General features: G+C 66.3%; 25 protein-coding genes. 10 read left to right on the top strand and 15 right to left on the bottom strand.

Features of this window, described 5'->3' with window-relative positions; all coding sequences use genetic code 11:
* Positions 1-87 precede the first annotated feature (87 nt).
* Both FIV34_RS02410 and FIV34_RS02405 read right to left on the bottom strand, forming a co-directional pair.
* A complete protein-coding gene (locus tag FIV34_RS02410) occupies positions 88-3,219 on the bottom strand; it encodes a protease pro-enzyme activation domain-containing protein (RefSeq protein WP_139979315.1) in 3,132 nt (1,043 codons plus the stop codon).
* Between the two features lie 285 nt (positions 3,220-3,504).
* On the bottom strand, positions 3,505-4,185 hold the full coding sequence (locus FIV34_RS02405) for a helix-turn-helix transcriptional regulator (protein WP_211352695.1): 681 nt from the start codon (positions 4,183-4,185) through the stop codon (positions 3,505-3,507).
* Between the two features lie 234 nt (positions 4,186-4,419).
* Here FIV34_RS02405 and FIV34_RS02400 point away from each other — a divergent pair, with 234 nt between their 5' ends.
* Both FIV34_RS02400 and FIV34_RS02395 read left to right on the top strand, forming a co-directional pair.
* Positions 4,420-4,809, top strand: a complete 390-nt coding sequence (locus tag FIV34_RS02400) for a VOC family protein (RefSeq protein ID WP_139979311.1) — start codon at positions 4,420-4,422, stop codon at positions 4,807-4,809.
* A 10-nt stretch (positions 4,810-4,819) separates the two neighbouring features.
* Complete coding sequence (locus FIV34_RS02395; RefSeq protein WP_139979309.1) at positions 4,820-5,767, top strand: D-2-hydroxyacid dehydrogenase family protein; 948 nt, start codon at positions 4,820-4,822, stop codon at positions 5,765-5,767.
* On the opposite strand, the gene FIV34_RS02390 is transcribed toward FIV34_RS02395, so the two are convergent.
* Together FIV34_RS02390 and FIV34_RS02385 are read right to left on the bottom strand one after the other, a co-directional pair.
* Entirely contained in the window at positions 5,757-6,560 is an 804-nt protein-coding gene (locus FIV34_RS02390) for a DUF2884 family protein (RefSeq protein ID WP_170207493.1), read from the bottom strand. The two genes, FIV34_RS02395 and FIV34_RS02390, sit on opposite strands and share 11 nt — an antisense overlap.
* Before the next feature lie 113 nt (positions 6,561-6,673).
* Positions 6,674-7,309 (bottom strand): response regulator, encoded by a 636-nt coding sequence (locus FIV34_RS02385; protein WP_139979304.1) that lies wholly within the window; start codon positions 7,307-7,309, stop codon positions 6,674-6,676.
* A 213-nt stretch (positions 7,310-7,522) separates the two neighbouring features.
* Between FIV34_RS02385 and FIV34_RS02380 the strand changes: the two genes are divergently transcribed.
* Positions 7,523-7,747, top strand: a complete 225-nt coding sequence (locus FIV34_RS02380; RefSeq protein ID WP_139979302.1) for a hypothetical protein — start codon at positions 7,523-7,525, stop codon at positions 7,745-7,747.
* 7 nt (positions 7,748-7,754) lie between these two features.
* On the opposite strand, the gene FIV34_RS02375 is transcribed toward FIV34_RS02380, so the two are convergent.
* From FIV34_RS02375 to FIV34_RS02355, 5 genes are all read right to left on the bottom strand, one after another.
* Positions 7,755-8,189: a PA2169 family four-helix-bundle protein gene (locus FIV34_RS02375; protein ID WP_139979300.1), complete on the bottom strand. Its 435-nt coding sequence runs from the start codon at positions 8,187-8,189 to the stop codon at positions 7,755-7,757.
* A gap of 67 nt (positions 8,190-8,256) precedes the next feature.
* Entirely contained in the window at positions 8,257-9,009 is a 753-nt protein-coding gene (locus tag FIV34_RS02370; RefSeq protein WP_139979298.1) for a DUF2884 family protein, read from the bottom strand.
* Positions 9,010-9,068: 59 nt separating this feature from the next.
* Positions 9,069-9,605, bottom strand: a complete 537-nt coding sequence (locus FIV34_RS02365; RefSeq protein WP_139979296.1) for a hypothetical protein — start codon at positions 9,603-9,605, stop codon at positions 9,069-9,071.
* 2 nt (positions 9,606-9,607) lie between these two features.
* On the bottom strand, positions 9,608-10,132 hold the full coding sequence (locus FIV34_RS02360; RefSeq protein WP_139979294.1) for a peroxiredoxin: 525 nt from the start codon (positions 10,130-10,132) through the stop codon (positions 9,608-9,610).
* Between the two features lie 119 nt (positions 10,133-10,251).
* A complete protein-coding gene (locus FIV34_RS02355) occupies positions 10,252-10,707 on the bottom strand; it encodes a hypothetical protein (protein WP_139979292.1) in 456 nt (151 codons plus the stop codon).
* Positions 10,708-10,905: 198 nt separating this feature from the next.
* On the opposite strand from FIV34_RS02355, the gene FIV34_RS02350 reads away from it, so the two are divergent.
* Positions 10,906-11,319, top strand: a complete 414-nt coding sequence (locus FIV34_RS02350) for a universal stress protein (RefSeq protein ID WP_139979290.1) — start codon at positions 10,906-10,908, stop codon at positions 11,317-11,319.
* 102 nt (positions 11,320-11,421) lie between these two features.
* Positions 11,422-12,243 (top strand): ferritin-like domain-containing protein, encoded by an 822-nt coding sequence (locus FIV34_RS02345; RefSeq protein ID WP_139979287.1) that lies wholly within the window; start codon positions 11,422-11,424, stop codon positions 12,241-12,243.
* On the opposite strand, the gene FIV34_RS02340 is transcribed toward FIV34_RS02345, so the two are convergent.
* On the bottom strand, positions 12,244-12,960 hold the full coding sequence (locus tag FIV34_RS02340; protein ID WP_139979285.1) for a hypothetical protein: 717 nt from the start codon (positions 12,958-12,960) through the stop codon (positions 12,244-12,246). It lies immediately after the preceding gene.
* Between the two features lie 106 nt (positions 12,961-13,066).
* Here FIV34_RS02340 and FIV34_RS02335 point away from each other — a divergent pair, with 106 nt between their 5' ends.
* Positions 13,067-14,323 (top strand): MFS transporter, encoded by a 1,257-nt coding sequence (locus FIV34_RS02335; RefSeq protein WP_139979283.1) that lies wholly within the window; start codon positions 13,067-13,069, stop codon positions 14,321-14,323.
* Between the two features lie 59 nt (positions 14,324-14,382).
* On the top strand, positions 14,383-15,681 hold the full coding sequence (locus FIV34_RS02330; RefSeq protein ID WP_170207492.1) for a thioredoxin family protein: 1,299 nt from the start codon (positions 14,383-14,385) through the stop codon (positions 15,679-15,681).
* 10 nt (positions 15,682-15,691) lie between these two features.
* On the opposite strand, the gene FIV34_RS02325 is transcribed toward FIV34_RS02330, so the two are convergent.
* Complete coding sequence (locus FIV34_RS02325) at positions 15,692-16,000, bottom strand: DUF3247 family protein (protein WP_139979280.1); 309 nt, start codon at positions 15,998-16,000, stop codon at positions 15,692-15,694.
* Positions 16,001-16,109: 109 nt separating this feature from the next.
* Between FIV34_RS02325 and FIV34_RS02320 the strand changes: the two genes are divergently transcribed.
* Positions 16,110-16,787, top strand: coding sequence for a glutathione S-transferase (locus FIV34_RS02320; protein ID WP_139979278.1), 678 nt, complete (start codon positions 16,110-16,112; stop codon positions 16,785-16,787).
* A gap of 102 nt (positions 16,788-16,889) precedes the next feature.
* Positions 16,890-17,216: a hypothetical protein gene (locus tag FIV34_RS02315; RefSeq protein ID WP_139979276.1), complete on the top strand. Its 327-nt coding sequence runs from the start codon at positions 16,890-16,892 to the stop codon at positions 17,214-17,216.
* 80 nt (positions 17,217-17,296) lie between these two features.
* On the opposite strand, the gene FIV34_RS02310 is transcribed toward FIV34_RS02315, so the two are convergent.
* The 3 genes from FIV34_RS02310 to FIV34_RS02300 form a co-directional block, all read right to left on the bottom strand.
* On the bottom strand, positions 17,297-17,644 hold the full coding sequence (locus FIV34_RS02310) for a DUF4377 domain-containing protein (RefSeq protein WP_139979273.1): 348 nt from the start codon (positions 17,642-17,644) through the stop codon (positions 17,297-17,299).
* 147 nt (positions 17,645-17,791) lie between these two features.
* Complete coding sequence (aceE, locus tag FIV34_RS02305) at positions 17,792-20,485, bottom strand: pyruvate dehydrogenase (acetyl-transferring), homodimeric type (RefSeq protein ID WP_139979271.1); 2,694 nt, start codon at positions 20,483-20,485, stop codon at positions 17,792-17,794.
* A gap of 170 nt (positions 20,486-20,655) precedes the next feature.
* The gene (locus FIV34_RS02300; protein WP_139979269.1) at positions 20,656-22,950 is read right to left on the bottom strand and encodes an NADP-dependent malic enzyme; all 2,295 of its coding nucleotides are present in this window, start codon (positions 22,948-22,950) and stop codon (positions 20,656-20,658) included.
* A gap of 169 nt (positions 22,951-23,119) precedes the next feature.
* Here FIV34_RS02300 and FIV34_RS02295 point away from each other — a divergent pair, with 169 nt between their 5' ends.
* Positions 23,120-24,787 carry a zinc metalloprotease gene (locus FIV34_RS02295; protein WP_139979267.1) on the top strand — a complete coding sequence of 556 codons (1,668 nt, stop codon included), beginning with the start codon at positions 23,120-23,122 and terminating at the stop codon, positions 24,785-24,787.
* A gap of 5 nt (positions 24,788-24,792) precedes the next feature.
* Here FIV34_RS02295 and FIV34_RS02290 read toward each other — a convergent pair whose 3' ends face one another.
* The gene (locus FIV34_RS02290; protein ID WP_139979265.1) at positions 24,793-26,073 is read right to left on the bottom strand and encodes a peptidase MATCAP family protein; all 1,281 of its coding nucleotides are present in this window, start codon (positions 26,071-26,073) and stop codon (positions 24,793-24,795) included.
* Positions 26,074-26,090 lie beyond the last annotated feature (17 nt).

Genomic DNA, 26,090 nt, shown 5'->3' with positions numbered 1-26,090 from the left:
CTGTCGCAGCGACCCGGGCCTGCACTGCGGTGAAAGCGATGGCCGGAGGATCGCTCCCCCGGCCATTCATTCACATCATAACCGCCGTTACTTCGTAGCCAACCGCCGACTACCCTGGAAGCGGTTCGCAGGCACCGTAGCCGTTGCCGTGAGCGCCAGCGGCGTGCCGAAGGCGTCGGCGACCGTCGCTGGAGTAAAGCCGCTGCCGGTGCCCTGCCATTCCACGACGCCCGTGTTGCCCTTGCGCCACAGGATGTCGGCGATGCCGTCGGCGTCGTAGTCGGCGATACCGGCCAGCGTCACGCCCGCCGGGATGGCCTGGCTGTGCTGGCCCGTGACCACGAAACCCTGCATCGTCCACCAGGTGAGCTGGGTGCCGGTGCTGTCGGTCCAGATGAGGTCGGTGGTGCCGTTGCCGTCCACGTCGCCGACGCCTTGCAGCACGGCACCGGCCGGGTGAGCCGGCAGCGCGTGCTCAACGAAGCCGTCGCGGCGGTCGGCCAGCCACACGGCCGTGCCGGTGGAGTTGCTGCGCGTCCACACGATGTCGGTGTAGCCGTCGCCATCCACATCGGCAAGCACCGGATGACCGCCCGCGATGCCCTGCTTCGGCCACGACTGGCCAGTGACGATGATGTCGTTCTGCGTCACCGGGTCCAGGTCCAGCGCCCACCACACGATCTGCGAGGTGGCCGTGTCGAACCACACCAGCTTCTGCACGCCGCTATCGTCATGCACGCCCACGCCGAGCAAGGTCCACGTTGCCGGGATGTCACGGTTCACCACGAAGGTGTAGTAGCCACCGGTGCCCGTGGACACCCACACGTTGAGCTTGTGGTTCGCATCCATCAACAGGAGCTCGCCGGACTTCAGCGAGAGCGCATCCAGCCCCGGCACCACATCGCCGTAGCCCACCACGGTGAGCGACGGATCGATCGCCTGTGCCTGGTCATACAGGCTCACCGCGCCCTTCATGGCCACGGAGTGCAGCATGCCGTTATCCACATAGGCAAAGTCGCTGTAACCATCATTGCTGAAGAAGTTGTTCAACGAGAGGAAATCCGCCGAGGCGGCGTAGTTGCGCTTCGCTGGCGCGCTCCATGCCTTGACGGCGTCGGCGAGGTTGCTGGCATTGATGGACCCCAGGCCCGTGGCCATGCTGTAGCCCACGTTGGTCTTCCACGCCGGCACCAGCGTATGCGTCGTGGTGTCGCCGCCTTCCACGATGCCCACGATGTTGTTGAGCTTGGTGCCGCTGTCGCAGTTCACCGAACCCGCCGCGCACGGCTGGACGATGTCGCCCTCGGTCACGTTGTTGAAAACGCAGCTCGGCGAGATGGTGTTGCCGTTGCTGGCGTTGCATGCGGTAAGCACCGCCGTGTTCGGCGAACCGACGGTGCCAAACTGCCGTGCCGCGATGCCGTAGAACGCCGGCAAGGGGTTACCCACGCGTTCGCCGTTCACCTGGTTGAGCAGCGCCTGCACGCCGGCCATGGCCGGTGCGGCAAACGAGGTGCCGCCGGCGGAGTTGGCGAACACCGAGTCCGGGTTACGGAAATCGCAGGCCGTGCCACCGTTCTCGGCATCGGACATGCAGAACACCAGCGCATGGCCGTAGATACCGTTGGCCGAGAACAGCGATATATCCGGGATGGTGCGCGAGGTATGGTTGATGGAACCGCTGATGCCGATCTGCGCCTCGGGCTGGCCAAACAGCGTGCTCGGACCACCGCCCGCGCCACCGACCTGGAGGAAGTCCATGCCGCGTCCCTGGTCGTCATTGCACGCGGTGATGCCGTCCTTGTAACCGAGCAACGTATACAGGTGGCTGCTCGCGCAGCTGTTGTTCCAGGTCATCTCCGGGATATACGTCACCGCCGACTGGTACTTCGGCAGGTTGGTGGCCGTCCAGTAGGTGGATTCCTTGCCGCGGTCGTTGAAGTCCGTACCGCCGATGGCCACGGCCGACGGCGAGGACGCGAGGCCGTTCACCGCCGCACCGTTCTGCGACCAGAACAACGCGCCCTGGTCACACTGCGTCGAACCACCGTCACCCGAGGACACGTACACCGTGACGCCCTGCGCCGTGGCGGACGACCAGAGGACGTCGGCCACGTAAGCGTCTGACGCATCGGCGCTTTCGCAGGCACCGTAGCTCAGGCTCCAGATCGGCGGCGGAAGGCCCGTCGTGGTATCCAGCAGGCGCGCTGCGGCCATGAAGGGCCCGAAGGTCGCGCCGGAATCCGCACACGAGGCGAGCACGATGTCGGCATCGGGCGCGGCGGCACCGGCCCACTCGGCGTCAAGGGCAGCCTCGCCCTCATCGCCATTCAGGCCCGGATCGGCGCAGGGCGCCCCTTCGGCGCCACTTGGGTGGAGGATGGAGAACGTGCCGCGCGCGTTGTTCGGCAGGAACGCGGCGCGGAAGTGCGCCACGTCGTCAGGCTGGACGTTCGTGCGCTCCAGCACCACGACGCTCTGCCCCGCGCCACGCACAGGCGTATCGCGCTGCCACAAGGGCGTCACGTTGTACACGGTGTTGAAGTCGGCCGGCACCATGTCGTACGTGGTGTTGGGATCGGTCGTGCCCGGGGGCACCGTGAAGTCCGGGTTGTCGGCCGCGGCCGTGCTCCACTTGCCGTGCTTGCTGTCGAAGCGCGCCTTGGCGATGGCCGTATGCTGCGCCTTCGGGAAGAAGTTATGCAGCGACACGCCCTGCACGATGGGTGCCAGCGCAGCCGGCACGCGCGCATCGGTGGTATTGGCGAAGTGTTGCTCGCCATCGGCCTGGTAGGCATGGATGTCCGTCGCGAAGGCCTTGGCGACGGCGGAGGCGCTGCCGGACAGCGAGACGCGCATGCGATCCTGCGAGACGCCGTTCACGGTAAGGCCCTGGCCCTGCAACCACTGGCGCAGCGCCTGGATGTCCTGGGTGGACGGCCCGAAGCGCTCGCCGATCTGCTTCCCGGTCAGCCACTGGTGGAAGTCGGGAGAGGTGGGATTGGTCTGTCGCGCCAGCAAGGCACGGAAGGCTTTCTCGTGGTCGTCATCGCGCTTGAGCACCAGCGTGATGTTGTCCACCACCTGGGTGGCGGGCACGGCGCCTGTGTCCTTGGCGGCCAGGGCCTGGCGAGGGCGTGAGCCGACCAGCGTGGAGGTGCTGGCGCCGCTGATGGCGGTCGTGAGACGAGGGGTCGCGGGGCCGGCCATGGATTTCATGGATGGTCCGGCATCGGCCGCGGCGATGGGCAACGACAGGGCGCAACCTGCCGTCAGGCTCGCGAACGCGAGCCATGCTGAAAACCTGCAAGACATGCAATGGACTCCCAATGGGCCAAGTGAAGAATCTCCACCGAGCTCCCTGCTCCCCATCCCGGCGTCCCCTGGAAGCGTGCCTGGCGTCAGAGTGATCAGCCCTAACAACGTACGCCCGCGCGGAAATGACAGGTTTGATCCAGTTCACATTTGGCCGTCCAAATCATTCAGGATGATTCGTCACGCAAATTACTGCGAACGGCGCCACGCCCCGGGCGGCATGCCGACGAGCCGCGTGAACACGCGCGTGAAGTGGCTTTGTTCAGCAAAGCCGCATGCCAGCGCGATGTCACTGAGCGTCAGCGCGGCATCGGCGAGCATGGCCTTCGCGCGTTGCACGCGCCGTTGCAGCACCCACTGGCGCGGCGACGTGCCTTCCGTGACGCGGAACGCCCGCGTGAAGTGACCAGCGGACATACCGATATGCGTCGCCACGTCCGTGGACGTGAACGTGGCATCGAGCCTCTCGTCCATCCAGGCCACGGCGCGTTCGTATTGCCACCGGGTAAGGCCACCCGGCACCCGCCCCACGGGGCCAGCCACCGTGCCTGGCGCATGCGCGGCACGCAGGGCGAGGGCCACTTCTGCGAAAACGGTGCTGGCAAACTCACGCTGTTCAGCAAGACACCCCAGCAGGGCGCACAGCTGGTCGACCGTACTGCGCGGCGTGTGCCTTGGCAGTTCAGGTACCTGACGCAACAGCACGCCCCATTCGGCCCGGTCCGCGCCGTAGGCCACGAGCATCGGCGCCTTCGCGACCGCACCGGGGAATTCGAGCACATCGAGCGCGCGGCGCGCGCGAAGGGTCGCCAGCGTCTGGCGGAGCACGTTGTCAGATCGGCATGCCGCCGAGGCGCTTGTCGGATCCACGAAGAATCCGACACCCGGATCATGGCTTGCGACGTGTTGCGCGGATGATTGCATTTCTCTTACCTGCCCGTGTCGTCCGGGCGTTTCCGCGTGGATCACCATGGTCGCTGCCGCCCACCGGAGGCACAAGACGAAAAGCGGTGCATCCAGGGAAACGCACCTGTCCACGATCGGGACATCGGGGCCCGGACTCGGCGCATACTTGGGGAATATCCCTTTTCCAAGGACCACCCCATGCCCTCCCTCGGCGCCGTTACCTTCCTCGTCCACGACTACGACGAGGCCATCACCTTTTTCACCAGGGCGCTGCGCTTTGATCTCCTCGAAGACAGCCCGCAAGGCGAGGGCAAGCGCTGGGTCACCGTCGCACCGCGCGGTTCGCACGGCACGCGCCTGTTGCTGGCCCGGGCCGCGGATGATGCGCAGGCCGCACAGGTGGGCCACCAGGGCGGTGGCCGCGTTTTCCTGTTCCTGGAGACCGACGACTTCGCCGCCGACCATGCCCATATGCTCGCGCATGGCGTGCACTTCCGCGAGGAACCGCGGCATGAGCCGTATGGCAGCGTCGCGGTGTTCGATGACCTGTATGGCAATGGCTGGGACCTGATCCAGCCCAAGCGCTGAGGAGAACGCCATGACTGCTCGTATTCGCGTGGCCGTGCTCGACGACTACCAGGACGTGGCCAGGCAAAGCGCCGATTGGGCGCCGCTGGATGCCGCCGCGGACGTGGCGATCTTCCACGACCACGTGGCCGACGAGGCCGCCCTCGCACGTCGCCTCTCACCCTTCGACGTCGTCTGTGTGATGCGCGAACGGACGCCCATCACGGCGACGTTATTGTCCGCCCTGCCCCGCCTGCGCCTCATCGCGTCCACCGGCCGCGCCAACGCGTCAATCGATCTCGATGCGGCCGCATCGCATGGGGTCGAAGTGGTCCACACAAACTACGCGTCGACGCCCACGATCGAGTTCACGTGGGCAGCGATCCTGGGGCTCGCACGCAACCTCGCCAACGAAACCGCTTCCGTGCGCGCTGGCGGCTGGCAGCAGGGCATGGGCGTCGAGCTTTCAGGCAAGACGCTGGCGCTGCTCGGCCTGGGCCGCATCGGTTCGGCGGTGGCGCGGATCGGCCAGACCTTTGGCATGAAGGTCATCGCGTGGAGCCAGAACCTGACGGCCGAACAGGCCGGCGCCGTGGGCGTGGAACGCGTGGAGAAAAACGAGCTGTTCGCCCGTGCGGACTTCCTCAGCGTCCATACGCGGCTCAGCGAGCGCACGCACGGCATCGTCGGCGCAGCCGAGCTGGCGCTGATGAAGCCCTCGGCCCGGCTGGTGAATACCTCGCGCGGCCCGATCGTGGACGAGGCCGCGCTCATCAGGGCGCTGACGGACGGCAAGCTCGCCGGCGCCGCCATCGATGTGTACGAGCCGGAGCCCCTCGCGCCGGATCATCCGTTCCGGCGCCTGCCCAACGTCCTCGCCACGCCGCATATCGGCTACGTCAGCGAGGAGATGTACCGCACGTTCTACGGCGATACCGTGGCCAACGTGCTGGCCTGGATCGGCAAGGTCAGTCCATGACTACGGTCTTGTTCTCTTTCGGCTTGACGGTCATGAGCTCGAGCGGCTTGCCATCCGGCGTGCGGATCTTCCAGCTCGCCTGAAGGTCCGCCAGGTCGTTCAGGCGCGGGCAGATGCCATTAGCCCGCGCCTCCAGGTCCTTGGAGCGCTTGTCCATCTCCTTGTTGAGGCTCTTGTCCAGCGCATTGGCGCGCGCGGTGAGGGCCTCGACCTTGGTTGTGTCGCCGGAAAGCGCGGCGGTCACCGCGCTGGAGGTCACCGATCCGACCAGCTCACCCACCGAATCGGACACCGAGCCGGCGACGGTTTCGGTCATGCGGTCCGACGACCAGTGGCCGCTGCCGACGCCTTCGTCGATTTCCTTGATGGCCTGGGCCTGCTTGCGCTTCAGCTTCGCCAGGATCGCGTCGCGCTGGCCAGGCTCGGCGAAGGTCATCGTCACCGTGGTCATCGCATCGAAGCCCATCTGCACGCCTTCGCGCGAGATGGCGGCCACTTCCGGCACCAGCCGGCGCACTTCGTCTTCGTACCGGCGCAAGGCCTGGGCATCGCCGGCCGACACCGCCACGTCGCGGCCGTCCACCTTGAGCGCGCCGTCGTGCAGGAAGATCTTCGCGGGCGAGCCGTCCGTCCGGTGGAAGCTCAAGCCGGCAGAGGTGACGTCCACGTCGTAAGGCGTGGAGTAATCATGCTTGCAGGTGTCCGTGCTGAAGTTGAGGCCTGTCGCGGAGGCACCACCGGCGCTTAGCGCCAGGGCGGCGGCAAGGGCGGTGATGGCAATGGCGTGGCGCATGATCCTTCTCCCCAGGGGTATCGCCGGCTCAGATGCCGCCGGCACACACATGGTTTAAGCCCCTTCCCCGGTAAACGCATGGGCGTTTGGTCACCCCCTGACTTCCGGCAGGGTCAGGAGGCCAGGCCACGCTCGCGGGCGTACTCGGAAAGCCGGCTGTCATGGTCGATACCCAGCTTGCGCATGGCGTCGCGCTTTTGCCGGCTGACCGTTTTCACGCTACGGCTGAGCCGGTCGGCAATCTGGGTGATGGACATGCCACTGACGTACAGCCGCACGACTTCGATTTCGCGTGCGGAGAGGCGTACATCGGCGAGGGGATCCTGCATGCAGGTCTGGGTCAATTGCATGCGGATCGTCTCGCTGACGAAGGTTCGCCCTGCCACGGCGTGGCGCACGGCCACGGCCACTTCGCGCAAGGGCGCACGCTTGTCACACAGGCACGCCGCACCGCGCGTGCGCATCGTCTGCAGCACGGCCGTGTTGTTCACCATGGTGAGGATCACAATGGGCAGGCGCGGATAACGACGGCGGATCGTATCGAGAAGCAGCAGGCCGTCACCGTGGCGGCCTCCGGGCATGGAAAAATCGGTGACGACAACGTCGCATGGCCGCGACGCAAGCAAGTCCAGCAACTGGTCGCCATTGGCCGCCTCGCCGATCACCTCCAGGCCATTGGCCTCGAGCGCCGCACGCGTACCCATCAACACGACCGGATGGTCATCCGCAATGATCGTTCGCAACTGCATGGGTTCGGCTGCCCTCCGTGAGCCCGGTGCGTGAAGAGCGAGGAGAGTAGCGCAACATCACGAAACGCACGAAAAAAGTGCCGCGAATGCATGTTGGTGGCTTCACGACCTCCGAATAGTCTCAATCATTGCCGCGCTTTTTCAAACTTGTCTGATTCCATGGCCTCGTTATGCCCGCCATGCTCAAGAAAGCCATGCAGCGGAGACCGGGATATGCGTGAGGCGGATCACATCGACTACCACATCGCCGACCTCGGCGAAGCGTGGGGCATTTTTCGCGACGGCACACAGATCGGCGTTCGCGAACACGCGGCCGATGCCATCGCGTTCGCGAACTTCTTTGCTGACAGGGAAACGTTACTCAACCGCTTGCCGGTGCGGGTGACCGCCGACGTGCACCTGCATCGCGAACTGCGCGCGTTGCGCCTCGCGGCGTGACGTCGCGTTAGCGACCCGTCGCACCGCCGAGGTTGGTCATGTCCAGATGCAACAGGCGCAGGCGCGCGATGTGCCGGCCGATCAGGGCGCGATCCGTGGAGGATGCCTCCAGGCGCAGGAATACATCGAGCAGGCGTCGCTCCATCTGCTCAAGCGTGCGGATATACGTGACGTCGGGATCGCTGGAGAGTTTGACCGATGCCTCCATCATGGTGCGGCGTACGCCACCCAACGGCCCACTGGCCGTGGCAGGTCGTCCGCCGGTGGCCTGGACGGCGCCCTGCAGATCGCCTGCGATGGAGGTAAGGGAATCGGCCGATTCGGTCAGGATGGCCCGGAGACCAGGCTCCCGGACCCCGCGGGCGGCCTGCTGATACAGGTCGCGGTCCGCAATGACTCGGCGGATAAGGCCATTCACAACACGGATCGAACTGCGTTCCATGGGACGAGACGTTAGCGCTGCCCTACTTAGCCGGCCCTAAACGGCAGGATCCCCGGTTAACCGGCGGTCATCCGCCGGTTTCCAGAAGGAGTAGCGGATGGCCGGCGGCGTCATGCAGGCCGGACTGCAGCTCACCGAGCTGGCGCACCTGGGGGCACAGGGCCTGGACCCGCGGCTTCAGGGCCGCCGTCACCTTGGCCGCGACGCGCTCCTGGGCGCCGCTGGACACGGAGGCCACGCGATCACGCAGGGCTGCCGCGCCTTGCAGGTCGCCGTTCATGGCCAGCTGCATGGCTTCGCCACCGACGTCCTGGGTCAGCAGCGGCATGATGTCCGAGACGATTTCCTGGGCGTATTCGCGCATGGCGTCTTCCTGCCAGTCGCGGGTGCTCTGGCTGGCGGCGATGCGCCGCTTGATGTCGGCGACGCGCGTGCCGAGCACGCGGTCCAGCTCGCCGCTGGCCGCCGCACCGGGTGCCGCCGTGGCCGCTTCCTGGCGCACGGCGCGGGCCGCGATGTCGACGCCGTCGCTGGCGATGCCCTTCACCTTCGGCAGCAGCGCCCGGACGTTGCCCTCGAACAAGGCCACGCGGTCCTGCTCGTCAGGGCGCAGGGCCACGGCACGGCCGTCGGTGGTGAGGGTGCCGTCGTGCATGCGCACGTTGCGCGGCGCGACGTCGGCACGGTCGAAGGAGAGGCTGTCCGGCCGGACCGTCAGGTCGTAGGTGCTGGCGAGCTGGCAGGTGGTGCCCAGGTCCTGGGCTGCCGCGCCGCCGGCAAAGCAGGCGGCGACGGCAAGGGCGAACAAACGGGCAGTCATCGGCGCTCCGGGGCGAAAGCCCTTCGATAGCGCCGAACGGGCGAATGCCCGCTGAACCGTCACAGGGCGGGCGCTGAAAACTGCTGGCGCACGCCCAGGGTGCCCAGCACCCAGGACAGCCACGCCAGCACGGGAACGGACACCGCCTTCATCAGCACGCCGATGAAGAGGATGTTCCGATGCTTCGTGCCCGCCATGAGCAGGTCGGGCGGTAGCCCGGCCTGGCCGAGGACGACGCCAAGCTGCTGCCACTGGCCGAAGGCCATCCACGCGGTCCAGGCGGCCCACGCGGCGAGGACCAGCGCGATGACGCGCATGGCCTTGCGGGCTCCTTCGCGCCAGCGCAGCGCGGCCAGCGCGACGGCCATGGTGGCGAACGCGGCCAGCGCATAGCCCACGGACCATGCCAGGGCGATGCGCGGGTTCATCTCGGCGGCCACCGGGTCCGACATGGCCAGCACGGCCTGGCCGATGACCACGGCGGCGTAGCCATTGATGACGAAGCCCACGGCCGCCAGCAGCATCACCATCCAGACGACGATGCGCCATACCGCGAACGGACGGCCCCGGGGCGGGGCCTTCTTGACGTCAAACACCCTCAGGCACCCTTGCCCTTCAGCGCGGCGATGTCAGCCAGCACCTGGCCGGAGTTCTTCTCCGGATCGACGTCCTTGTAGACCTTGACGATCTTGCCGCTCGGGTCGATCAGGAAGGTTTCGCGGCGGGCGTACTTGTGGCCGGCCATGTCGCTGAGCACGCCGTACTGGGTGGCCACCGAGCTGTCGGCATCCGACAGGAGCGGGAACGGCACGTGGTACTTCTCGGCGAACTCCTGGTGCGACTTGACGTCGTCCAGGCTCACGCCCAGCACTTCGGCGCCGGCCTTGTGCAGCTTGGCCGTGTCATCGCGGTAGGTGCAGACCTCTGTGGTGCAGCCGGCCGTGAAATCTTTCGGATAGAAGTAAAGCACCAGCCACTGGCCCTTATGGGTATCCAGGGTGTGCCACTTGCCGTTCTGGTCCTGCAGCTTGAAATCGGGCGCCTTGTCGCCGGCCACGGGCGAGGCGGCCCAGGCGGCCACGGAAACAAGGGAGAGTGCGATGAGGCTAACGAAACGACGCATGGGGACAACCTCGGTGGGTGGGATCGCGTGAGTGTACTCGCGGCAGGCCAGAGGTTGCCTCGCACGCAAAGAAAAAGGGGCGCCGCGAGGCGCCCCCTTGGTCTTGCCGGGTGATCGGCTTACTTGAGCTTTTCGATTTCGAACTTGCTCAGGTCCACGCCGAGGTTGAAGCCGCGGCCGGTGCCGGTGACGGCCAGGGAGACTTCGCCCTTGGTCATCGCCGCGCTTTCGGCGCTCTTCACCACGCCGGCATTGGCGCCGCCGCTGGCGTACTCGCCATAGATCTCGTGGATGCCCTTGACGTTGGTGAACTCGCCCTTGCCGCCTTCGATGCTGAACTTGCCGGCCGTGAGGCCGCCACCGCGGACGTGGATGATCACGTCGGCGCTCTGGCCATTGTCGCAACGCACGTGGCCACGGCCGTCCGCCTTCTTGTAGATCGCCGCCCAGCCCGTGGTGCTGAAGGTCATGTGGCACTTGGTCGCCGCTTCCGACTCGGCATGAGCCGGCTGGGCTGCAAACGCGCCTGCCGAAGCCAGGACCAGGGCAGCCAGACCAGTAATGCGCTTAATCATGAAAGTATCTCCTAACGATTTGGGTTGGCAGGGAACTACGGTGGGAGGATTCTCACCTCACGAATGTGAAGAAACCCGGAGGCCTCTTAACGGTGTTCAGGAATGCAACGGTTTCGTGGAGCCCCCGTGAATCCACTCGCCGCCCACACCGGCCCGGCCTACCATCGAACCCAATCTCACGAACTGCGGAGCCCTGCCATGCCCAAGCACATCCTCGTCGGCTATGACGGCTCGGAAACCGCCCGCCGGGCCTATCTCTTTGCCCTGGAACTGGGCGCCTGCGCCGGGGCGAAGGTCTCGGTGGTCTCGGTCTACCAGATGGAAAACGGCGCCGACACGGCGGCCCTGATGATGGCCGACACCACCCGCGAGCGCCTGGCGGCGGTCCGCGAGGAGCTGGCCGGGCTCAAGGCCAGCCCGGGGGTGGACCTGGACGTCCAGCTGGTTCACGGCAGCCCCGGGGATGCCCTGCTCACCTACGTGGCCCAGAACGGGGCCGACCATATCGTCATCGGCCATACCGAGCGGGGGGCCCTTGCCCGCTGGCTGGTCGGCTCCACCTCCACGGACGTGCTGGCCAAGGCCCGGGTCCCGGTGACGGTGGTGCGCTAAACCCTGGCGGGCCGACATAGCCACGAAAGCGTGGCTTTGTCACAATTCGGTCAGACGCCTCTTAAGAGGGCGAACCCGTTAAGTGATCGAGGGACGCACGAAGTGAGCTACGCCGCCACCCTGCCATGGACGCTCGAAACATTGGACCTGTCGCGCATCGACGTCGCGAAAGTCCGGGAAAACGAAGATCTCTTCTTCCTGCTGTGCAGCTCGTCCTTCGTCGAAAGCGGCTCGGATCTCTACACGCACAACCTCGTCGACCATTTTGCCGGCGACGACGAGCTCCAGGGCTGGTTGCGCGACCACTGGGAACACGAAGAGATGCAGCACGGCCGGGCGCTGGCCGCCTACGTGCGCCACGTGTGGCCCGAGTTCGACTGGGAGACGGGGTTCAAGAACTTCTTCGCCCATTACGGCTCGGTGTGCACGTCCGAGGAACTCGAGACCAACCGTGGCCTGGAACTGGCGGCGCGCTGCGTCGTCGAAACCGGCACGGCCAGCCTGTACCGCGCGCTCAACGACGTCACCGACGAACCCGTGCTGCGCGAGCTGACGAACCACATCAAGAGCGATGAAGTGCGTCATTACAAGCACTTCTACCAGGCCTTCCGCATTTACCGCGAGCGCGATCGCATCAGTCGTTTCAGCACGCTGCGCGTGCTGATCAAGCGCCTGAACGAGATCAAGAACGAAGACAGCGATATCGCCCTGCGCCACGTGTTCAACACGCGCTATCCGGAGAAGGCCCATGACGATGCGGAGTTCCGCCGCGTCATCGGCCGTGCCGAAGGGCTGCTAAAGCGGCACATCCCCGCGGAGATGACGGTGAAGATGCTGCTCCGCCCGCTGGACCTGCCGCCAAAGGTCAACAGCTTCCTCGAGAAGCCGCTGACCCGAATGACGGAAAAACTCTTCCTGCACTGATTACTTTTTCTTCTTCGGCATGTCCTGCCACTTCGCCGGATCGAAGCCGCCGGTCTCGAAGATCAGCGTGGTTTCGCCGCGTGACACGGTGACCACGTCGATGGTCAGGCGCTTCACGTGGGCCAGGTCCTTCAGGAACTGCGCGTCATTGCGGAACAGCAGCGCCGGCTCGCCGGTCGGCGGGCGGAACGCCTTGATCACCTTCGGCTTGCCGTCGAAGGTGGCCTTCAGCGAGCAATCGCCCTTGCAGACGAAGCCTTTCCCGGCCACGGCGTAGAGGAACACGCTCTGGCCCCAGTCGGTGTGCCGGCGCAGGATCAGGCGCACCTGCTCCTCGCCCGTGGGAGGCGACGACTGCAAGGTGGCCGTGCTCTGCGTGCCGCCCTGCATGGGCGAGACCTGGTAGAGCCACAGCGCCGCGAGGCGGTTCGTTTCCGTGGTTTCCTTGTAGTTCTTCTCCAGCGGGTCGAGCGTCTTCTTCACCTCGGCCGCCGCCGGTGAATCGGGGTACTTGTCGATGATCTCGTGGCCGATCTGCACGGCCGGGCCGTCGTTGTGCAGTTTCAGTAGCTGCTGGTAGATCTCCAGCTTCTTCGCCGCCTCGGCGTTGGTATCGCTGGCCGCGGCTTGCGGCGAGGCAGCCTGCTGGTCGGGCTGCTGCGAACAGGCGGTAGCCAGTGCGGAAAGGGCGATAAGGGCAGCGATACGACGCATCATCTTGCGATTCCCGACTTCAAAGGCCGTAGCTTCGCGCGCAACGCGTACCAGTGGCAAGGCGCGCCGCGCGGAGGCGTAAACTTGGTGGACGCCCCAAGGACGCCCCATGCCGTCGACCTCCCCCGAGACCTCCCTTTTCCGCTACCCGGCGTTCCTGCAGTTCTGGTTCGCCAAGAACGCCTCCAGCTTCGGCTTCCAGATGATGTCGGTGGCCGTGGGCTGGCAGATCTATTCGATCACCGGCCGTGCGTTCGACCTTGGCCTGATCGGCCTGGTCCAGTTCATCCCCTCGGTGGTGCTCGCCCTGCCCGCCGGCCACGTGGCCGACCAGTTCGACCGCCGCCGCATCGTGCGGATCTGCCAGGTCATCGAGTGGATCGCCATCACCCTGCTGGCCGCCTTCAGCGTGAGCGGGCACATCAACGAAGCCGGCATCCTCGCCCTGGTCTTCGTGGTGGGTATCGCCAAGGCGTTTGAGTTCCCGGCCATGCAATCCATGCTGCCGGCGCTGGTACCCCTGTCGATCCTGCCGCGGGCCACGGCGGCCAGCGCCGCGGCAGGCCAGGCGGCGATGATTGCCGGCCCCGCCCTCGGCGGCCTGCTCTACGTCGCGGGCCCGGCCACGGTCTATGGCGTCTCCGCCCTGCTCTACCTCGGCGCGCTTATTTTCATGTCGCGCCTGCGCTACGACCATGCACCGCCGCGCCGCGAGCCGGCCACCCTCAAATCCCTGTTCGCGGGCGTGCACTTCATCCGCAGCCGACCGGCGGTGCTGGGCGTGATCTCGCTGGATCTCTTCGCGGTGCTGCTCGGCGGGGCCACGGCGTTGCTACCCATCTTCGCCAAGGACATCCAGCACACCGGCCCCTGGGGCCTGGGCCTGCTCCGCGCCGCCCCCGCCGTCGGCGCCCTGCTGATGTCGATCTGGCTGTCGTCGCACAGCCTGAAGCGCCGGGTGGGGCCGATCATGTTTACCGCCGTGGCGGGCTTCGGCGTCGCCACCCTGGTCTTTGCCGTCTCCACCTCGCTCTGGCTGTCCATGGGCGCCCTGTTCGCCCTGGGTGCCTTCGACATGGTGAGCATGGTGATCCGCGGCGCCCTGGTGCAGCTGGAGACGCCGGACGACATGCGCGGCCGGGTCAGCGCGGTGAATGCCATCTTCATCAATACCTCCAACCAGCTCGGCGAATTCGAATCCGGCCTCCTCGCCGCGGCCCTCGGGGCGGTCAACGCCACCCTGATCGGCGGCGTCGGCACCCTCGTCGTGGTGGGCCTGTGGATGTGGTGGTTCCCCTCCCTGCGCCGCCGCCAGGCCCTGGTGGAGCATCCCGACCCGGTGGAAGGCGCCAGCAGCACGATCTGACAGGGCACGGGAAACGTGGTATGACATGGACGTCTATACCGCCAAGGGGATGTGAAACCATGAAGCACGTGCTCGCCGCCGCCCTGCTCGCCGCCGTAGCCCCCGCGTGGGCTGCGCACGAAGGCCCCGCCAGTCTTGATGCCGCCCTTGCCCAGGGCAAGCGCGAACACAAGCCGGTCCTCGTCGATTTCCAGGCCGTGTGGTGTTACTCGTGCTACTTCATGGCCAGCCATGTGCTCAATGGCAAGGAATGGGACGACCTCTCGAAGAAAGTCGTTTTCTACGAGGCTGACGCGGACAAGCCGGCCGACCAGGCCTACATGAAGAAGTGGACGGTGCACTTCCTGCCAACGTACGTTGCCATCGGCCCCGATGGGGAAGAGCTGGGCCGCATCCTTGCCGAACGACCGCGCGACACCTTCTATCCCGAGATCAACGGCATCCTGTCCGGCGACGCGAAACTGTCGAAGCTGAAGGCGGACGCCGCGAAGGGATCCATGGCGGCCGTGGCCGATGTGCTTGATACCTACAACGCGCGTTATGCCGGCACGGAAGGCATGGCGTGGTTCGATACGCTGCCGCCGATGGTGCGAAACGTGTCGGACAAGGACAAGCGCGTCGCCTTTGCGAAGCAGCGCCTGTTGCTGCTGCAGGCGAAAGACAAGAAGGACGACGCGGGTATTCGTGACGCATCGACGAAGCTGCTGGCTGGCGATATCGGCTGCGATCGTCCCTACGTTCTCGACGACCTGCTCGGCGCCAGCGAGTCACTCGCCGCGGATGCACGCAAGACGCTGCTTGCACCGCAGAAGGCAAGCTACGACCAGTTCGTCACGACGCAGGTGTTCACCGATTCACCCGCCTGCGCGGACCAGCGCAGTTCGGTGCTCTCCGGTGCCGACCTCGACGCGGCCATCGGTGACACGGCCGGCGAACAGGCGATCCTGCGCAAGGGCGTGGAGTCGAGCCGTAGCAGGCTGCATGGCGACCTGAAAAGCGACCGCAACGCCGCGGACAACCTGCGCGTCTACCTCGTGCGTGCGAAGGCAGGCGACGAACTCGATACGCTGGAGAAGCAGCTGATCGCGGCCTATCCGGACGATTACGTCTACAACTACCGGTACGGCCGTCGCCTCGTCGAAAGCGGCAAGGCGGCTGAAGGCCTGCCTTATCTCGAAACGGCGGCGAAGAAGGCCTACGGCGCGAACCGTTTCTCGGTCGCCACGTATCGGGTGAAGGCACTGCGTGCACTGCACCGTGACGACGACGCGAAGAAGCTGGTCGCGCAGACCGTCGCTGCCGACGGCAAGGCGTTCCCGGAGCAGACGAAGAAGCTTCAGGACACCCTGAAATCCTGAGTACGTCTCGTCAGGTCTGCGAGGTGCCGTAAGCCACGGAGTCCAGATGCTCGACACGGGCGATCGTGTCGAGCGTCACCGTCGCCGACCAGGCGGGCCGGTCGTTATCGATGAGTTTCACCGCGCCGTTCACGCCCTCCACGCCAGCGGCATCGACGAAGTTCTGCACCGTCGGCACCACCGACACGATGCCAGTGATGGTCGAGCCATCCTGCAGGTGCAGGCGCACTTTCGCGTTATCGCGCAACTGCCCGATCAACGCCTGGAGGCGGGCGATCGAGCCCTGGTCGGTGTGGACAGTATCGGCTTCGCGGCTCATGGGTGGGGCTCCCGGTGATGATCTGACCCCGAAGCTACTCTCGCCGTGTCGATGGAATGTCGACGGTGTGCACTGCTACGCTGCCAGCGTCCCACGCCTGAGCGACGCCATGATTGTTGTCCACCATCTGAATAACTCCCGCTCCCAGCGCGTGCTCTGGCTCCTGGAAGAGCTGGGCCTGCCCTACGAGATCAAGCGCTACGAGCGCGATCCGAAGACGATGCTGGCCCCGAAGGCGCTGCGTGACATCCATCCGCTGGGCAAATCGCCGGTGGTGGTGGATGGCGATCTCGTGCTCGCCGAGTCCGGCGCCATCGTCGAATACCTTATCGAGCGCTATGGCAACGGCCGCCTGAAGCCCGCACCGGGCACGGCCGACAGCCTGCGCTACACCTACTTCCTGCACTACGCCGAAGGCTCGGCCATGCCGCCCTTGCTACTCAAGCTGGTGTTCGTGCGCATGGAGACGGCCCCGGTGCCGTTCTTCGCCAAGCCGGTGGCGCGCATGCTGGCGCGCGGGGCGCAGAAGGCCTTCGTCGATCCCCAGCTGAAAACTCACCTGGACTTCCTGGAAGGCGAAATCGGCAAGACCGGCTGGTTCGCCGGCGCCCAATTCAGCGCCGCCGACATCCAGATGAGCTTCCCGATCGAGGCGGCTTCCAGCCGAGGCGGCCTCGACACCTCGCGGCCGCACCTGTGGCAGTGGCTGCAGACGATCCACGCCCGGCCGGCCTACCAGGCGGCGCTGGCGCGCGGTGGTGAGTACGCCTTCGCATCCCCGCGATAACGCTGAATCGCCGCTCAACCGGACGGCGGCTGTTTACATGGCAATCACGGTGGGGATCGCACAGTCGTTCTCCATCGCCATGCCTGCAGAGGAAGCTTTCCGATGAATAGAAACCGCGAATTCGCGCGTCAGGTCGAGAGCGCCGTTAACGGTGTATCGGGGCGCGTCCGCCACTATGGTGACGAAGCCTACGACCAGGGCCGCGATCTCCTGGACCGCACCCGCCGCGTCACGAGCAAGTTCGCCAAGCGCAACGCCAACGGGCAGAAGGTGCGCTACATGGCCGAAGACTTCGCTGATGAAGCCACCTACCAGTATCGCCGCCTGCGCAAGCAGGTGCGCCGCAACCCGGGCCTCACCATCGGGATTGCTGCCGCGGCCATCGGCACGTTCCTGCTGATTCGCCACGCACTGCGCGACGACGATTGAAAGACGTCGATTGAAACCTGTCGCTAGGGACGGGGGAAGACCGGGAGCGATCCCGGTCTTTTTTTATACCTGTCGATCCATCACGGCACCGGCGGATCATTCACCGGATGCTGCTCCACGATTTTCTCCACGCGCCAGCGCGTGCGTGAGGCGTCGGCCGGCGGGTTCTTCACCTCGAACTCGGTGATCTTCACCAGGTACTCGTTGCCCTGCTTCCAGTCGAAGTTATCGACAGGCGCGTAGTTAAGCTGCCAGGGCTGGTTCGGCTGCTCGCGGTACTGCAGGCACTCGGTTTTCATGGCGCCGGCGCTGCAGGGCACTTTCTCGGCGGCGATGTAAACGAGGCGCTCGCGCGAGCCGTGGTGGTCGCCGGTGGTCGCACAGGCGGCGAGTGCAACGACGGTGGTGCAAAGAAGGGCTAAGCGCATGACGCATGTTCCATGACGGGCATGCCACAGGAATACCAGCTTCGGCCGCCACCCGCCATCGACAGGGCGTGACGGTTCAGGGGCAAAACGATGGCAAAGAAAAAGGGGCGCCGAAGCGCCCCTTTCTCACACCCTGCCGGAGAACGGTCAGACCGTCATCGGGTTGGGCTTGTCCATGTCGAGCTTGTATTCCTTGATGGCGCGGCTGACGTCCTTCGCGTTGACCTTGCCGTCCTTCGCGAGGGCGGCCAGGGCTGCGTGGGCGATCCAGTAACGGTCCACTTCGAAATGGCTGCGCAGGTTGGCGCGGGTATCGCTGCGGCCGTAGCCGTCGGTACCCAGCACCGTGTAGCGCATGCCGTCCGGCATGAACGCGCGCACCTGGTCGGCGAACTCACGCACGTAGTCGGTCGCGGCAATCGCCGGGCCCTGGCGATCGCTGAGCAGGCCGGTGATGTACGGCACGCGCTGGGTCGATTCCGGGTGCAGGCGGTTCCAGCGCTCGGCATCGAAGCCTTCGCGACGGACTTCCGTGAAGCTCGGCACCGACCAGATATCGGCGCTGACGCCGAAGTCCTTCTCGAGCAGTTCAGCCGCCGCGATCACTTCGCGCAGGATCGTGCCCGAACCCAGCAGCTGCACGCGCGGCTCGTTCTTCTTCGCCTTGCCCGCGTCCTTGAACAGGTACATGCCCTTGATGATGCCTTCCTCGCTGCCCTTGGGCATGTCGGGGTGGGCGTAGTTCTCGTTCATCACGGTGATGTAGTAGTAGACGTCTTCCTGCTCCTGCATCATCCGGCGCGTACCGTCCTGGAGGACGACGGCCAGCTCGTAGGAGAAGGTCGGGTCGTACGAGACGACGTTCGGGATCGCGCCGGAGAGCAGGTGCGAATGGCCGTCTTCGTGCTGCAGGCCTTCGCCGTTGAGCGTCGTGCGGCCCGAGGTACCGCCGATGAGGAAGCCACGCGCGCGCATGTCGCCAGCGGCCCAGCAGAGGTCGCCGATGCGCTGGAAGCCGAACATCGAGTAGTAGATGAAGAACGGCAGCATCGCCACGTTGCTGATGCTGTAGCTGGTGGCCGCCGCCAGCCAGGCGCTCATGCCACCGGCTTCGCTGATGCCTTCCTGCAGCACCTGGCCCTTCTGGTCTTCACGGTAGTAAAGCAGCTGGTCGGCATCCTGCGGACGGTACTTCTGGCCGAACGGCGCGTAGATACCGATCTGGCGGAACATGCCTTCCATGCCGAAGGTGCGCGCTTCGTCGGCGACGATCGGCACCAGGCGCGGGCCCAGTTCCTTGTCGCGCAGCATGAGGTTCATGCCGCGGACCAGCGCCATGGTCGTCGAGATCTCGCGATCGCCCGTGCCCTTGGTGATCTGCTCGAAGGCGTCCAGCGACGGCGCGGTGAAAGCCTTGTCGGCCTTGCGGCGACGCTGCGGCAGCGAACCACCCAGCGCACGGCGGCGCTCGAGCATGTACTCCACTTCCGGCGAATCCTTGCCCGGGTGGTAGTACGGCACTTCCTCGAGCTTGTCGTCGGTCACCGGGATATTGAAGCGATCGCGGAAAGCGCGGATCGAATCGGTGTCCATCTTCTTCTGGTTGTGCGCCGGGTTCTGCGATTCACCCGCGGCGCCCATGCCGTAGCCCTTCACCGTCTTGGCGAGGACAACGGTCGGCATGCCCTTGGTGTTCACGGCAGCGTGGTATGCGGCGTACACCTTGTGCGGATCGTGGCCACCGCGGTTCAGGCGCCAGATGTCGTCGTCGGACATGTTGGCGACGAGCGCGGCCGTCTCCGGGTACTTGCCGAAGAACTTTTCACGCGTGTAGGCGCCACCGAAGGCCTTGCAGGCCTGGTACTCGCCGTCGACGGTTTCCATCATCAGCTGGCGCAGCTTGCCCGAGGTGTCGCGGGCGAGGAGCGGATCCCAGTAGCTGCCCCAGACCACCTTGATGGCGTTCCAGCCGGCGCCACGGAACACGCCTTCCAGCTCCTGGATGATCTTGCCGTTGCCGCGCACCGGGCCGTCGAGGCGCTGCAGGTTGCAGTTGATGACGAAGATGAGGTTGTCCAGGCCTTCGCGGCCGGCCAGCGAGATGGCGCCGAGCGATTCCGGCTCGTCCGACTCGCCGTCGCCCATGAAGCACCAGATCTTCCGGTCGGTCTTCGGGATGAGGCCGCGGTGCTCCAGGTACTTCCAGAACTGCGCCTGGTAGATCGCCTGGATCGGGCCCAGGCCCATCGAGACGGTCGGCACCTGCCAGTAATCCGGCATGAGGTACGGGTGCGGGTAGGACGACAGGCCCTTGCCCTTGCCGGCCACTTCCATGCGGAAGAGGTCCATCTGGTCTTCGCTGAGGCGGCCTTCCAGGAACGAACGGGCGTAGACGCCCGGTGCCGAATGGCCCTGGTGGAACACCAGGTCGCCCGGGTGGTCCGCGCTGGGGGCGCGCCAGAAGTGGTTGAAGCCGACGTCGTACAGGGTGGCCGACGAGGCGAAGCTCGAAATATGGCCGCCGAGGTCGCCGGGCTTGCGGTTGGCGCGGACCACGGTGGCCAGCGCGTTCCAGCGGATCAGCGAGCGGATACGCCATTCCATCGCCGCGTCGCCGGGGCTGCGCGCTTCCATGTGCGGCGGAATGGTGTTCACGTACTCGGTGGTCGGGTCGAACGGCAGGTAGCCACCGGCGCGACGCGTGGAATCGACCATGCGCTCGAGCAGGTAATGGGCGCGCTCCGTGCCATCGTGGTTGATGACCGCGTTAAGCGATTCGACCCATTCCCGGGTTTCGGTGGGGTCGAGGTCCTGGTTCAGCACATCGTCGATCTGGTCCATGGAAGCTCCGGCAGCGCTTTTGGCGCGCTCATGGGGGACTGAAAGACCCGCTGGGGTGCGGGAAAACCTGTTGATAATAACGCATCGTTCCGGCATACGCGGCCGTACGGCGCATCTGAATCGATTCAAATACCCCGGGAACCCACCCTGTGGGCTCCCGGATCAATGAGTTACACGCGGGTGCGAGGGGCTCCCGCGCGGATCTGGGCTTCCACGCAGGCCACCGAGGTCATGTTCACCACCCGGCGGACCGTGGCCTGCGGGGTGAGGATGTGCGCCGGCTTGGCCACGCCCATGAGGATCGGGCCGATGACCACGCCGTCGCAGAGCACCCGCACCATGTTGTAGGCGGTGTTGGCCGCGTCCAGGTTCGGGAACACGAAGACGTTGGCCTTACCCTCCAGCTGCGAGTTCGGGAAAATCCGCTCGCGCAGTTCGGGGGTGAGGGCCACGTCGGCCTGCATCTCGCCTTCCACTTCCAGGCGCGGCACGCGCTCGCGGATCAGCTTCAGCGCCTCGCGCATCTTCCGCGAGTTGCGCGTTTCCCGGCTGCCGAAGTTGGAATTCGACAGCAGGGCGATCTTGGGCTGGATACCGAACAGCTTCAGGCGGATCGAGGCCTGCATCGTCGCTTCGGCGATTTGCTCGGCGGTCGGGTCTTCCTGCACGTAGGTGTCGAGGAAGAAGAAGGTGCCCTTCTCCGTCGCCACGGCGGCCATGGCGGATGCCTCGCACACGCTCTCGTCGAGGCCGATGATGTCGCGGATGTAATCCAGCTTGCTCTGGTAGGTACCGACCAGGCCGCAGATCATCGCGTCGGCTTCGCCGCGCTCCACCATCAGCGCAGCAATGACGGTCGGGCGCGAACGCACCACCGCCTTCGCCGATGCCGGGGTGACGCCGCGACGTTCCATCAGTGAGTGATAGAGCTTCCAGTAGTCTTCGAAGCGCGGATCGGAGTGGATGTTGCACATCTCGAAATCGACACCGGGCTTCAGGCGCAGGCCCGCCCGCGCAATGCGCTTTTCGATGACGTCGGGGCGGCCGACCAGGATGGGCCGGGCCAGGCCTTCGTCCACCACCGTCTGCACGGCGCGCAGCACGGTTTCTTCTTCGCCTTCGGCGTACACCACGCGCTTCGGATCGGCCTTGGCGCGATCGAACACGGGCTTCATCAGCAGGCCCGTGCGGAACACGAAGCTGGTGAGTTTCTCGACGTAGGCCGGGAAATCCTCGATGGGACGCTCGGCCACGCCCGAATCCATCGCCGCCTTGGCGATGGCCGGCGGCAGCTGCATCAGCAGGCGCGGATCGAACGGCTGCGGAATCAGGTACTCAGGGCCAAAGCTCGGCGGCTTGCCGCCGTACGCGCGCGCGCTCACGTCGGAGGCTTCGCGGCGTGCCAGTTCGGCGATGGCTTTCACGCAGGCCACCTTCATCTGCTCGTTGATCACCGACGCGCCGACATCCAGCGCGCCGCGGAACAGGTACGGGAAGCACAGTGCGTTGTTCACCTGGTTCGGGTAATCCGAACGGCCAGTGGCCATGATGCAGTCCGGCCGGACGGCCTTGGCGTCCTCGGGCAGGATTTCCGGGTTCGGGTTGGCCAGCGCGAAGATGATGGGACGGTCGGCCATCGTGGCGACCATTTCCGGCTTCAGGATCCCGCCAGCGGAGAGGCCGAGGAAGATGTCGGCGCCTTCGACGATCTCGGCAAGCGTGCGCTTGGGCGTGTTGCGCGCGTAGCGCTGCTTGTCCGGATCAAGGTCAGTGCGCTCGTTGTGCAGCACGCCGTCGCGGTCGAAGGCCAGGATGTTTTCCGGCTTCAGGCCGAGCGTCACCAGCATGTCGACGCAGGAGATGCCCGCCGCGCCCATGCCCGTGGTGGCGAGCTTCACGTCCTCGATCTTCTTGCCGGTGACCAGCAGCGCGTTGATGACCGCGGCACCGACGATGATCGCGGTGCCATGCTGGTCATCGTGGAACACCGGGATCTTCATGCGCTCGCGCAGCTTGCGCTCCACGACGAAGCATTCCGGCGCCTTGATGTCTTCGAGGTTGATGCCACCGAAGGTGGGCTCGAGGCTGGCAATGATGTCGACCAGCTTGTCCGGGTCGGTCTCGTTGATTTCGATGTCGAACACATCGATGCCGGCGAACTTCTGGAACAGCACGCCCTTGCCTTCCATCACCGGCTTGCTGGCCAGCGCGCCGATGTTGCCCAGGCCCAGCACCGCGGTGCCATTGGTGATGACGGCGACGAGGTTGGAACGCGCGGTGAGCTCGGCGGCTTCGCGCGGGTCCGCGACGATGGCATCGCACGCCGCGGCCACGCCCGGCGAATACGCCAGGGAGAGGTCGCGCTGGGTGAGCAGCGACGTCGTCGGCGTGACCTTGATCTTGCCCGGGCGGGGAAGACGGTGGTACTCGAGGGCGGCTTGCCGCAGTTCCTCTGAAATGGCCATGGGATCCTGGGGGACTGTAGGTAGCTGGGGGCGCGGCCCGGGCCGCGCGGCAAGCCCCGATGTTACCACCGCGTCCGTGCTGGCCATGGGACGCGGTGTGTTGCTTTGCGACAAGCAGTGATACGCAACGCCTACACATGACGGCGATGCATACCTGCATTGCAACGCCATGCGCCTGCGTACGCTGGCCTGCCTGCCATGCCACGAGGCCGCGATGCGCCACCCTGCCCTTTCCCTCCTGCTCTTCCTCTGCTGGCCGTGCGCCGCCAGCGCAAACCCCGACGCCAACACGGTACAGGCCGCACGCGAGGCCTTGTTCGCGCTGCCGCCCGACGGCCGCGCCAGTACACCGGTGCGCTTGCCGACCGGCCCCGAGTCGTCATCCACGTTCACGATGACCGACTCGCGAACCCTGCCGGCTGAGCTGATGCGACGGTATCCGGCGATGCGCAGCTTTCGTGGCCGAGACGGCCAGGGGCGGCAAGCCCGACTGGATTACGCCGGCGCGACGGCCCGGCTCCACGTCCGTGCTGCCGACGGCGACTGGCAGGAAATGCGGGCGCTGCCCGCTGCCTTGCCAGCGTCAGCGTGGCGGGCGAACGGAGCGCGCCGGGCAGCCGCGAACCCTGCGCTCCGTCGTGTCGCGCGCTCCACCAGCCAGGGCAACGTGCACTACGAGTTCCGCCTCGCGCTCGCCCTGGGCAGTCGATTCGTCGCCGCCCATGGCGGTACGCGTGACGCCGCACTTGGCGCGGCTGTCCACCTGGCCAACCGCGCCAACGAGGTGCTTGAAACGGACCTGGGCGTGCATGTGACGCTGGCCGCGAGAAACGACCTGCTGATCATCACCGACGGCGAGGGCGACCCCCTGCGCCACGGCGAGCCACGCACGGCAGCAGCCGAGCTCATCGCCCGGCGCCTCCCCGCTTCCTCGTATGACCTCGGCCAGGCCCTGATTGGCCTGGACGGCGGAGAGTCCGACACGGGTACGGTGTGCAGCGATGCCATGGATGCGGACTACCTGGCGACGCACAAAGCCGCCGCCTGGAGCGGCGCGCCCGATCCGGAAACGGCCCTGGGCCACCTGCTGCTGGTGCTGGGCAACCAGCTGGGTGCGCCATTCCGGGCCAGGCGGTGCGTGAACTGCCTGGCGTTCGACGGCGAAAGCATCGTCCGCGTGCGCACCTGGCTGGCCTCGCGTGGCGGGCGGTGCGCGAAGAAGCGGCTGGTGGACGTCATGGCGCCGTGGATCGACCCGGAGACGATGGCGGAATCGCGCGTGGTGCCGGCACGCACGCCGTTCTGGCTGGACGCCATCGTCGCGTCCGGGGAGCCCGGTCGGGAGCTCACCTACGCCTGGGACGACATCGGCCACCCTGCGTTTTTTCAGCCCCGCCGGCCCGAACGGCACCTCCGCCAGGCCTTTGCCCACGCCCTGCCGACCGACTCGCGCTGGCTTGATGTCCGCCTGACGGTACGCGACAACGGTGGCGCCACGGCGACGGTCGCCAGCGCGGACGCGCGCGTGCAGGTCGTCGATACGGGGCGGCCCTTTGCGATCGAGCCGGTCGGGGACGCCGTGGCCGGTGCGCCGCTGGGGCTGCGCTGGGATCCCGCCGGGACGACGCTTCCCCCGATCCGGTGTCATTTCCTGGACGTGGCGCTGTCGCGCGATGGCGGTGCGTCGTGGGCGGCTGTCGCGAAGGACGTGGAGAACAGCGGCAGCGCCGCGGTCACGCTCCCCGCCGGCAGCGCCACCGATTCAGCCCGGCTGCGCCTGTCGTGCGACTCACAACCGTTCTACGCCGAGTCACCGGGCGTGTTCCGCATCCACTGAGGGGATCACAAGCCGAGGGAGATTTCCTCGGCTTCCACGCCGGCCATGTGGATATGGTTGACGAAGAGGGAGAACGCCAGCTTCCCGGCCAGTCCGTGCACGTGCTGCATCCACGGTGGCAGGTAGCGCGGCGCCGCGATGTCGCCGCTCTCGAAATGCGCCTCGAGGGACATCACGTCATGCAGCGCCAGCTTGCCCGAGAACAGGTTGCGCAACAGGTCCAGGCGGCGCTGGCGCAGCGCCCAGCGGAAAAAGGTGTGCACCGCGAGCAGGCCGGTGAGGTAGACGTTGTCTTTCGCGAAGGCCGAGCCGCCGGTGAGCGGCACGCCACGGAACACCCGCTGGGCGGAGTGGAAGCTGTCCGGCACGCTCTGCCCGCAGACGCGGAAATAGCGGAACACCTCGACGAAATCGGCGCCGTTCATGGCCATGTCGATGGCCAGGATGCGCAGGCTGATGCGCTTCAGCCGCGAAATGTCGATGGCGCCCGACATCAGCTCGGCGAACACGGCCAGGCCTTCCTGGGTCGCGGTGACGCGTGGCGAGGTACGCGCCAGCGAGGCCAGCACCGGTTGCTCGCGGCCGTTCAATGCCGTGAGCGAGTGGACGAAGGCCTCGTGCGCCAGCAGCTGGTGGCGGTCGTACTCGGTGAAGCGGGCGCCGCCGCGCAGGCGGATGCGGGTTGCACCGGCCGCCGCCTTGGCGGTGAGTTCGGGGTCCACTTCCACCGCGATGGTGCCCGGGGCGAAGAACGCGTCCAGGCTCGCGCTCATGTCGCGGCGCAGTTCGTCGGCGGTGATATTGCCGGCGGCGTCCTCGGTGTCCAGGTCCGCGCCGAGCTCGTCGGCCAGGTTCACGAAATAGGCCGCGGCATCCAGGTTGCTGCGATTGCTGCCGGGAATCGCATCGCCCGGGCGGCCATAGAGCAGCACCGAGGCCTCGGTGACCCCATCGGTGCCGGCCGCCTCGAGCATGCGCGTGGCCACTCGCCAGGATTCAGCGGTCCGCCGCAGGTAGTCCGCGATCGGGTGGTCTTCGCTGGCCTGGGCCTCGATGGCCTCCAGCTCCGCCCGCGTCTCGGAGAGATCGGGCGGGTGGTAGAGGATCTCCGGCACGGAGACCCGGCCGGCGCTGAATTCCTCGATCAGCCGCTCTTCCACCGAGGCCGGCCACGACACCGTGGGCAGGATGCGGATATTGCGTACCGCGGCCAGCAGGCGCTGGTCCAGGGCGGCGTAATGGCGCATCTCGGGTGAGAGCGGTGCGGTATCGGCCTTGGCGTGCATGGGCGGGAGTATATGCC

It is taken from the genome of Luteibacter pinisoli (genome assembly GCF_006385595.1).
GTDB lineage: Bacteria > Pseudomonadota > Gammaproteobacteria > Xanthomonadales > Rhodanobacteraceae > Luteibacter > Luteibacter pinisoli.
Note: the sequence above shows the minus strand (reverse complement) of the source record. Positions and strands in the feature narration are given on the sequence as shown.

What these genes read in the sequence shown, in the direction of transcription:
- FIV34_RS02410 (WP_139979315.1), bottom strand. Translation starts at nt 3,219, where the DNA reads ATGAAATCCATGGCCGGCCCCGCGACCCCTCGTCTCACGACCGCCATC.
- FIV34_RS02400 (WP_139979311.1), top strand. Translation starts at nt 4,420, where the DNA reads ATGCCCTCCCTCGGCGCCGTTACCTTCCTCGTCCACGACTACGACGAG.
- FIV34_RS02395 (WP_139979309.1), top strand. Translation starts at nt 4,820, where the DNA reads ATGACTGCTCGTATTCGCGTGGCCGTGCTCGACGACTACCAGGACGTG.
- FIV34_RS02390 (WP_170207493.1), bottom strand. Translation starts at nt 6,560, where the DNA reads ATGCGCCACGCCATTGCCATCACCGCCCTTGCCGCCGCCCTGGCGCTA.
- FIV34_RS02385 (WP_139979304.1), bottom strand. Translation starts at nt 7,309, where the DNA reads ATGCAGTTGCGAACGATCATTGCGGATGACCATCCGGTCGTGTTGATG.
- FIV34_RS02380 (WP_139979302.1), top strand. Translation starts at nt 7,523, where the DNA reads ATGCGTGAGGCGGATCACATCGACTACCACATCGCCGACCTCGGCGAA.
- FIV34_RS02375 (WP_139979300.1), bottom strand. Translation starts at nt 8,189, where the DNA reads ATGGAACGCAGTTCGATCCGTGTTGTGAATGGCCTTATCCGCCGAGTC.
- FIV34_RS02370 (WP_139979298.1), bottom strand. Translation starts at nt 9,009, where the DNA reads ATGACTGCCCGTTTGTTCGCCCTTGCCGTCGCCGCCTGCTTTGCCGGC.
- FIV34_RS02360 (WP_139979294.1), bottom strand. Translation starts at nt 10,132, where the DNA reads ATGCGTCGTTTCGTTAGCCTCATCGCACTCTCCCTTGTTTCCGTGGCC.
- FIV34_RS02355 (WP_139979292.1), bottom strand. Translation starts at nt 10,707, where the DNA reads ATGATTAAGCGCATTACTGGTCTGGCTGCCCTGGTCCTGGCTTCGGCA.
- FIV34_RS02350 (WP_139979290.1), top strand. Translation starts at nt 10,906, where the DNA reads ATGCCCAAGCACATCCTCGTCGGCTATGACGGCTCGGAAACCGCCCGC.
- FIV34_RS02340 (WP_139979285.1), bottom strand. Translation starts at nt 12,960, where the DNA reads ATGATGCGTCGTATCGCTGCCCTTATCGCCCTTTCCGCACTGGCTACC.
- FIV34_RS02335 (WP_139979283.1), top strand. Translation starts at nt 13,067, where the DNA reads ATGCCGTCGACCTCCCCCGAGACCTCCCTTTTCCGCTACCCGGCGTTC.
- FIV34_RS02330 (WP_170207492.1), top strand. Translation starts at nt 14,383, where the DNA reads ATGAAGCACGTGCTCGCCGCCGCCCTGCTCGCCGCCGTAGCCCCCGCG.
- FIV34_RS02325 (WP_139979280.1), bottom strand. Translation starts at nt 16,000, where the DNA reads ATGAGCCGCGAAGCCGATACTGTCCACACCGACCAGGGCTCGATCGCC.
- FIV34_RS02320 (WP_139979278.1), top strand. Translation starts at nt 16,110, where the DNA reads ATGATTGTTGTCCACCATCTGAATAACTCCCGCTCCCAGCGCGTGCTC.
- FIV34_RS02315 (WP_139979276.1), top strand. Translation starts at nt 16,890, where the DNA reads ATGAATAGAAACCGCGAATTCGCGCGTCAGGTCGAGAGCGCCGTTAAC.
- FIV34_RS02310 (WP_139979273.1), bottom strand. Translation starts at nt 17,644, where the DNA reads ATGCGCTTAGCCCTTCTTTGCACCACCGTCGTTGCACTCGCCGCCTGT.
- aceE (WP_139979271.1), bottom strand. Translation starts at nt 20,485, where the DNA reads ATGGACCAGATCGACGATGTGCTGAACCAGGACCTCGACCCCACCGAA.
- FIV34_RS02300 (WP_139979269.1), bottom strand. Translation starts at nt 22,950, where the DNA reads ATGGCCATTTCAGAGGAACTGCGGCAAGCCGCCCTCGAGTACCACCGT.
- FIV34_RS02295 (WP_139979267.1), top strand. Translation starts at nt 23,120, where the DNA reads ATGCGCCTGCGTACGCTGGCCTGCCTGCCATGCCACGAGGCCGCGATG.
- FIV34_RS02290 (WP_139979265.1), bottom strand. Translation starts at nt 26,073, where the DNA reads ATGCACGCCAAGGCCGATACCGCACCGCTCTCACCCGAGATGCGCCAT.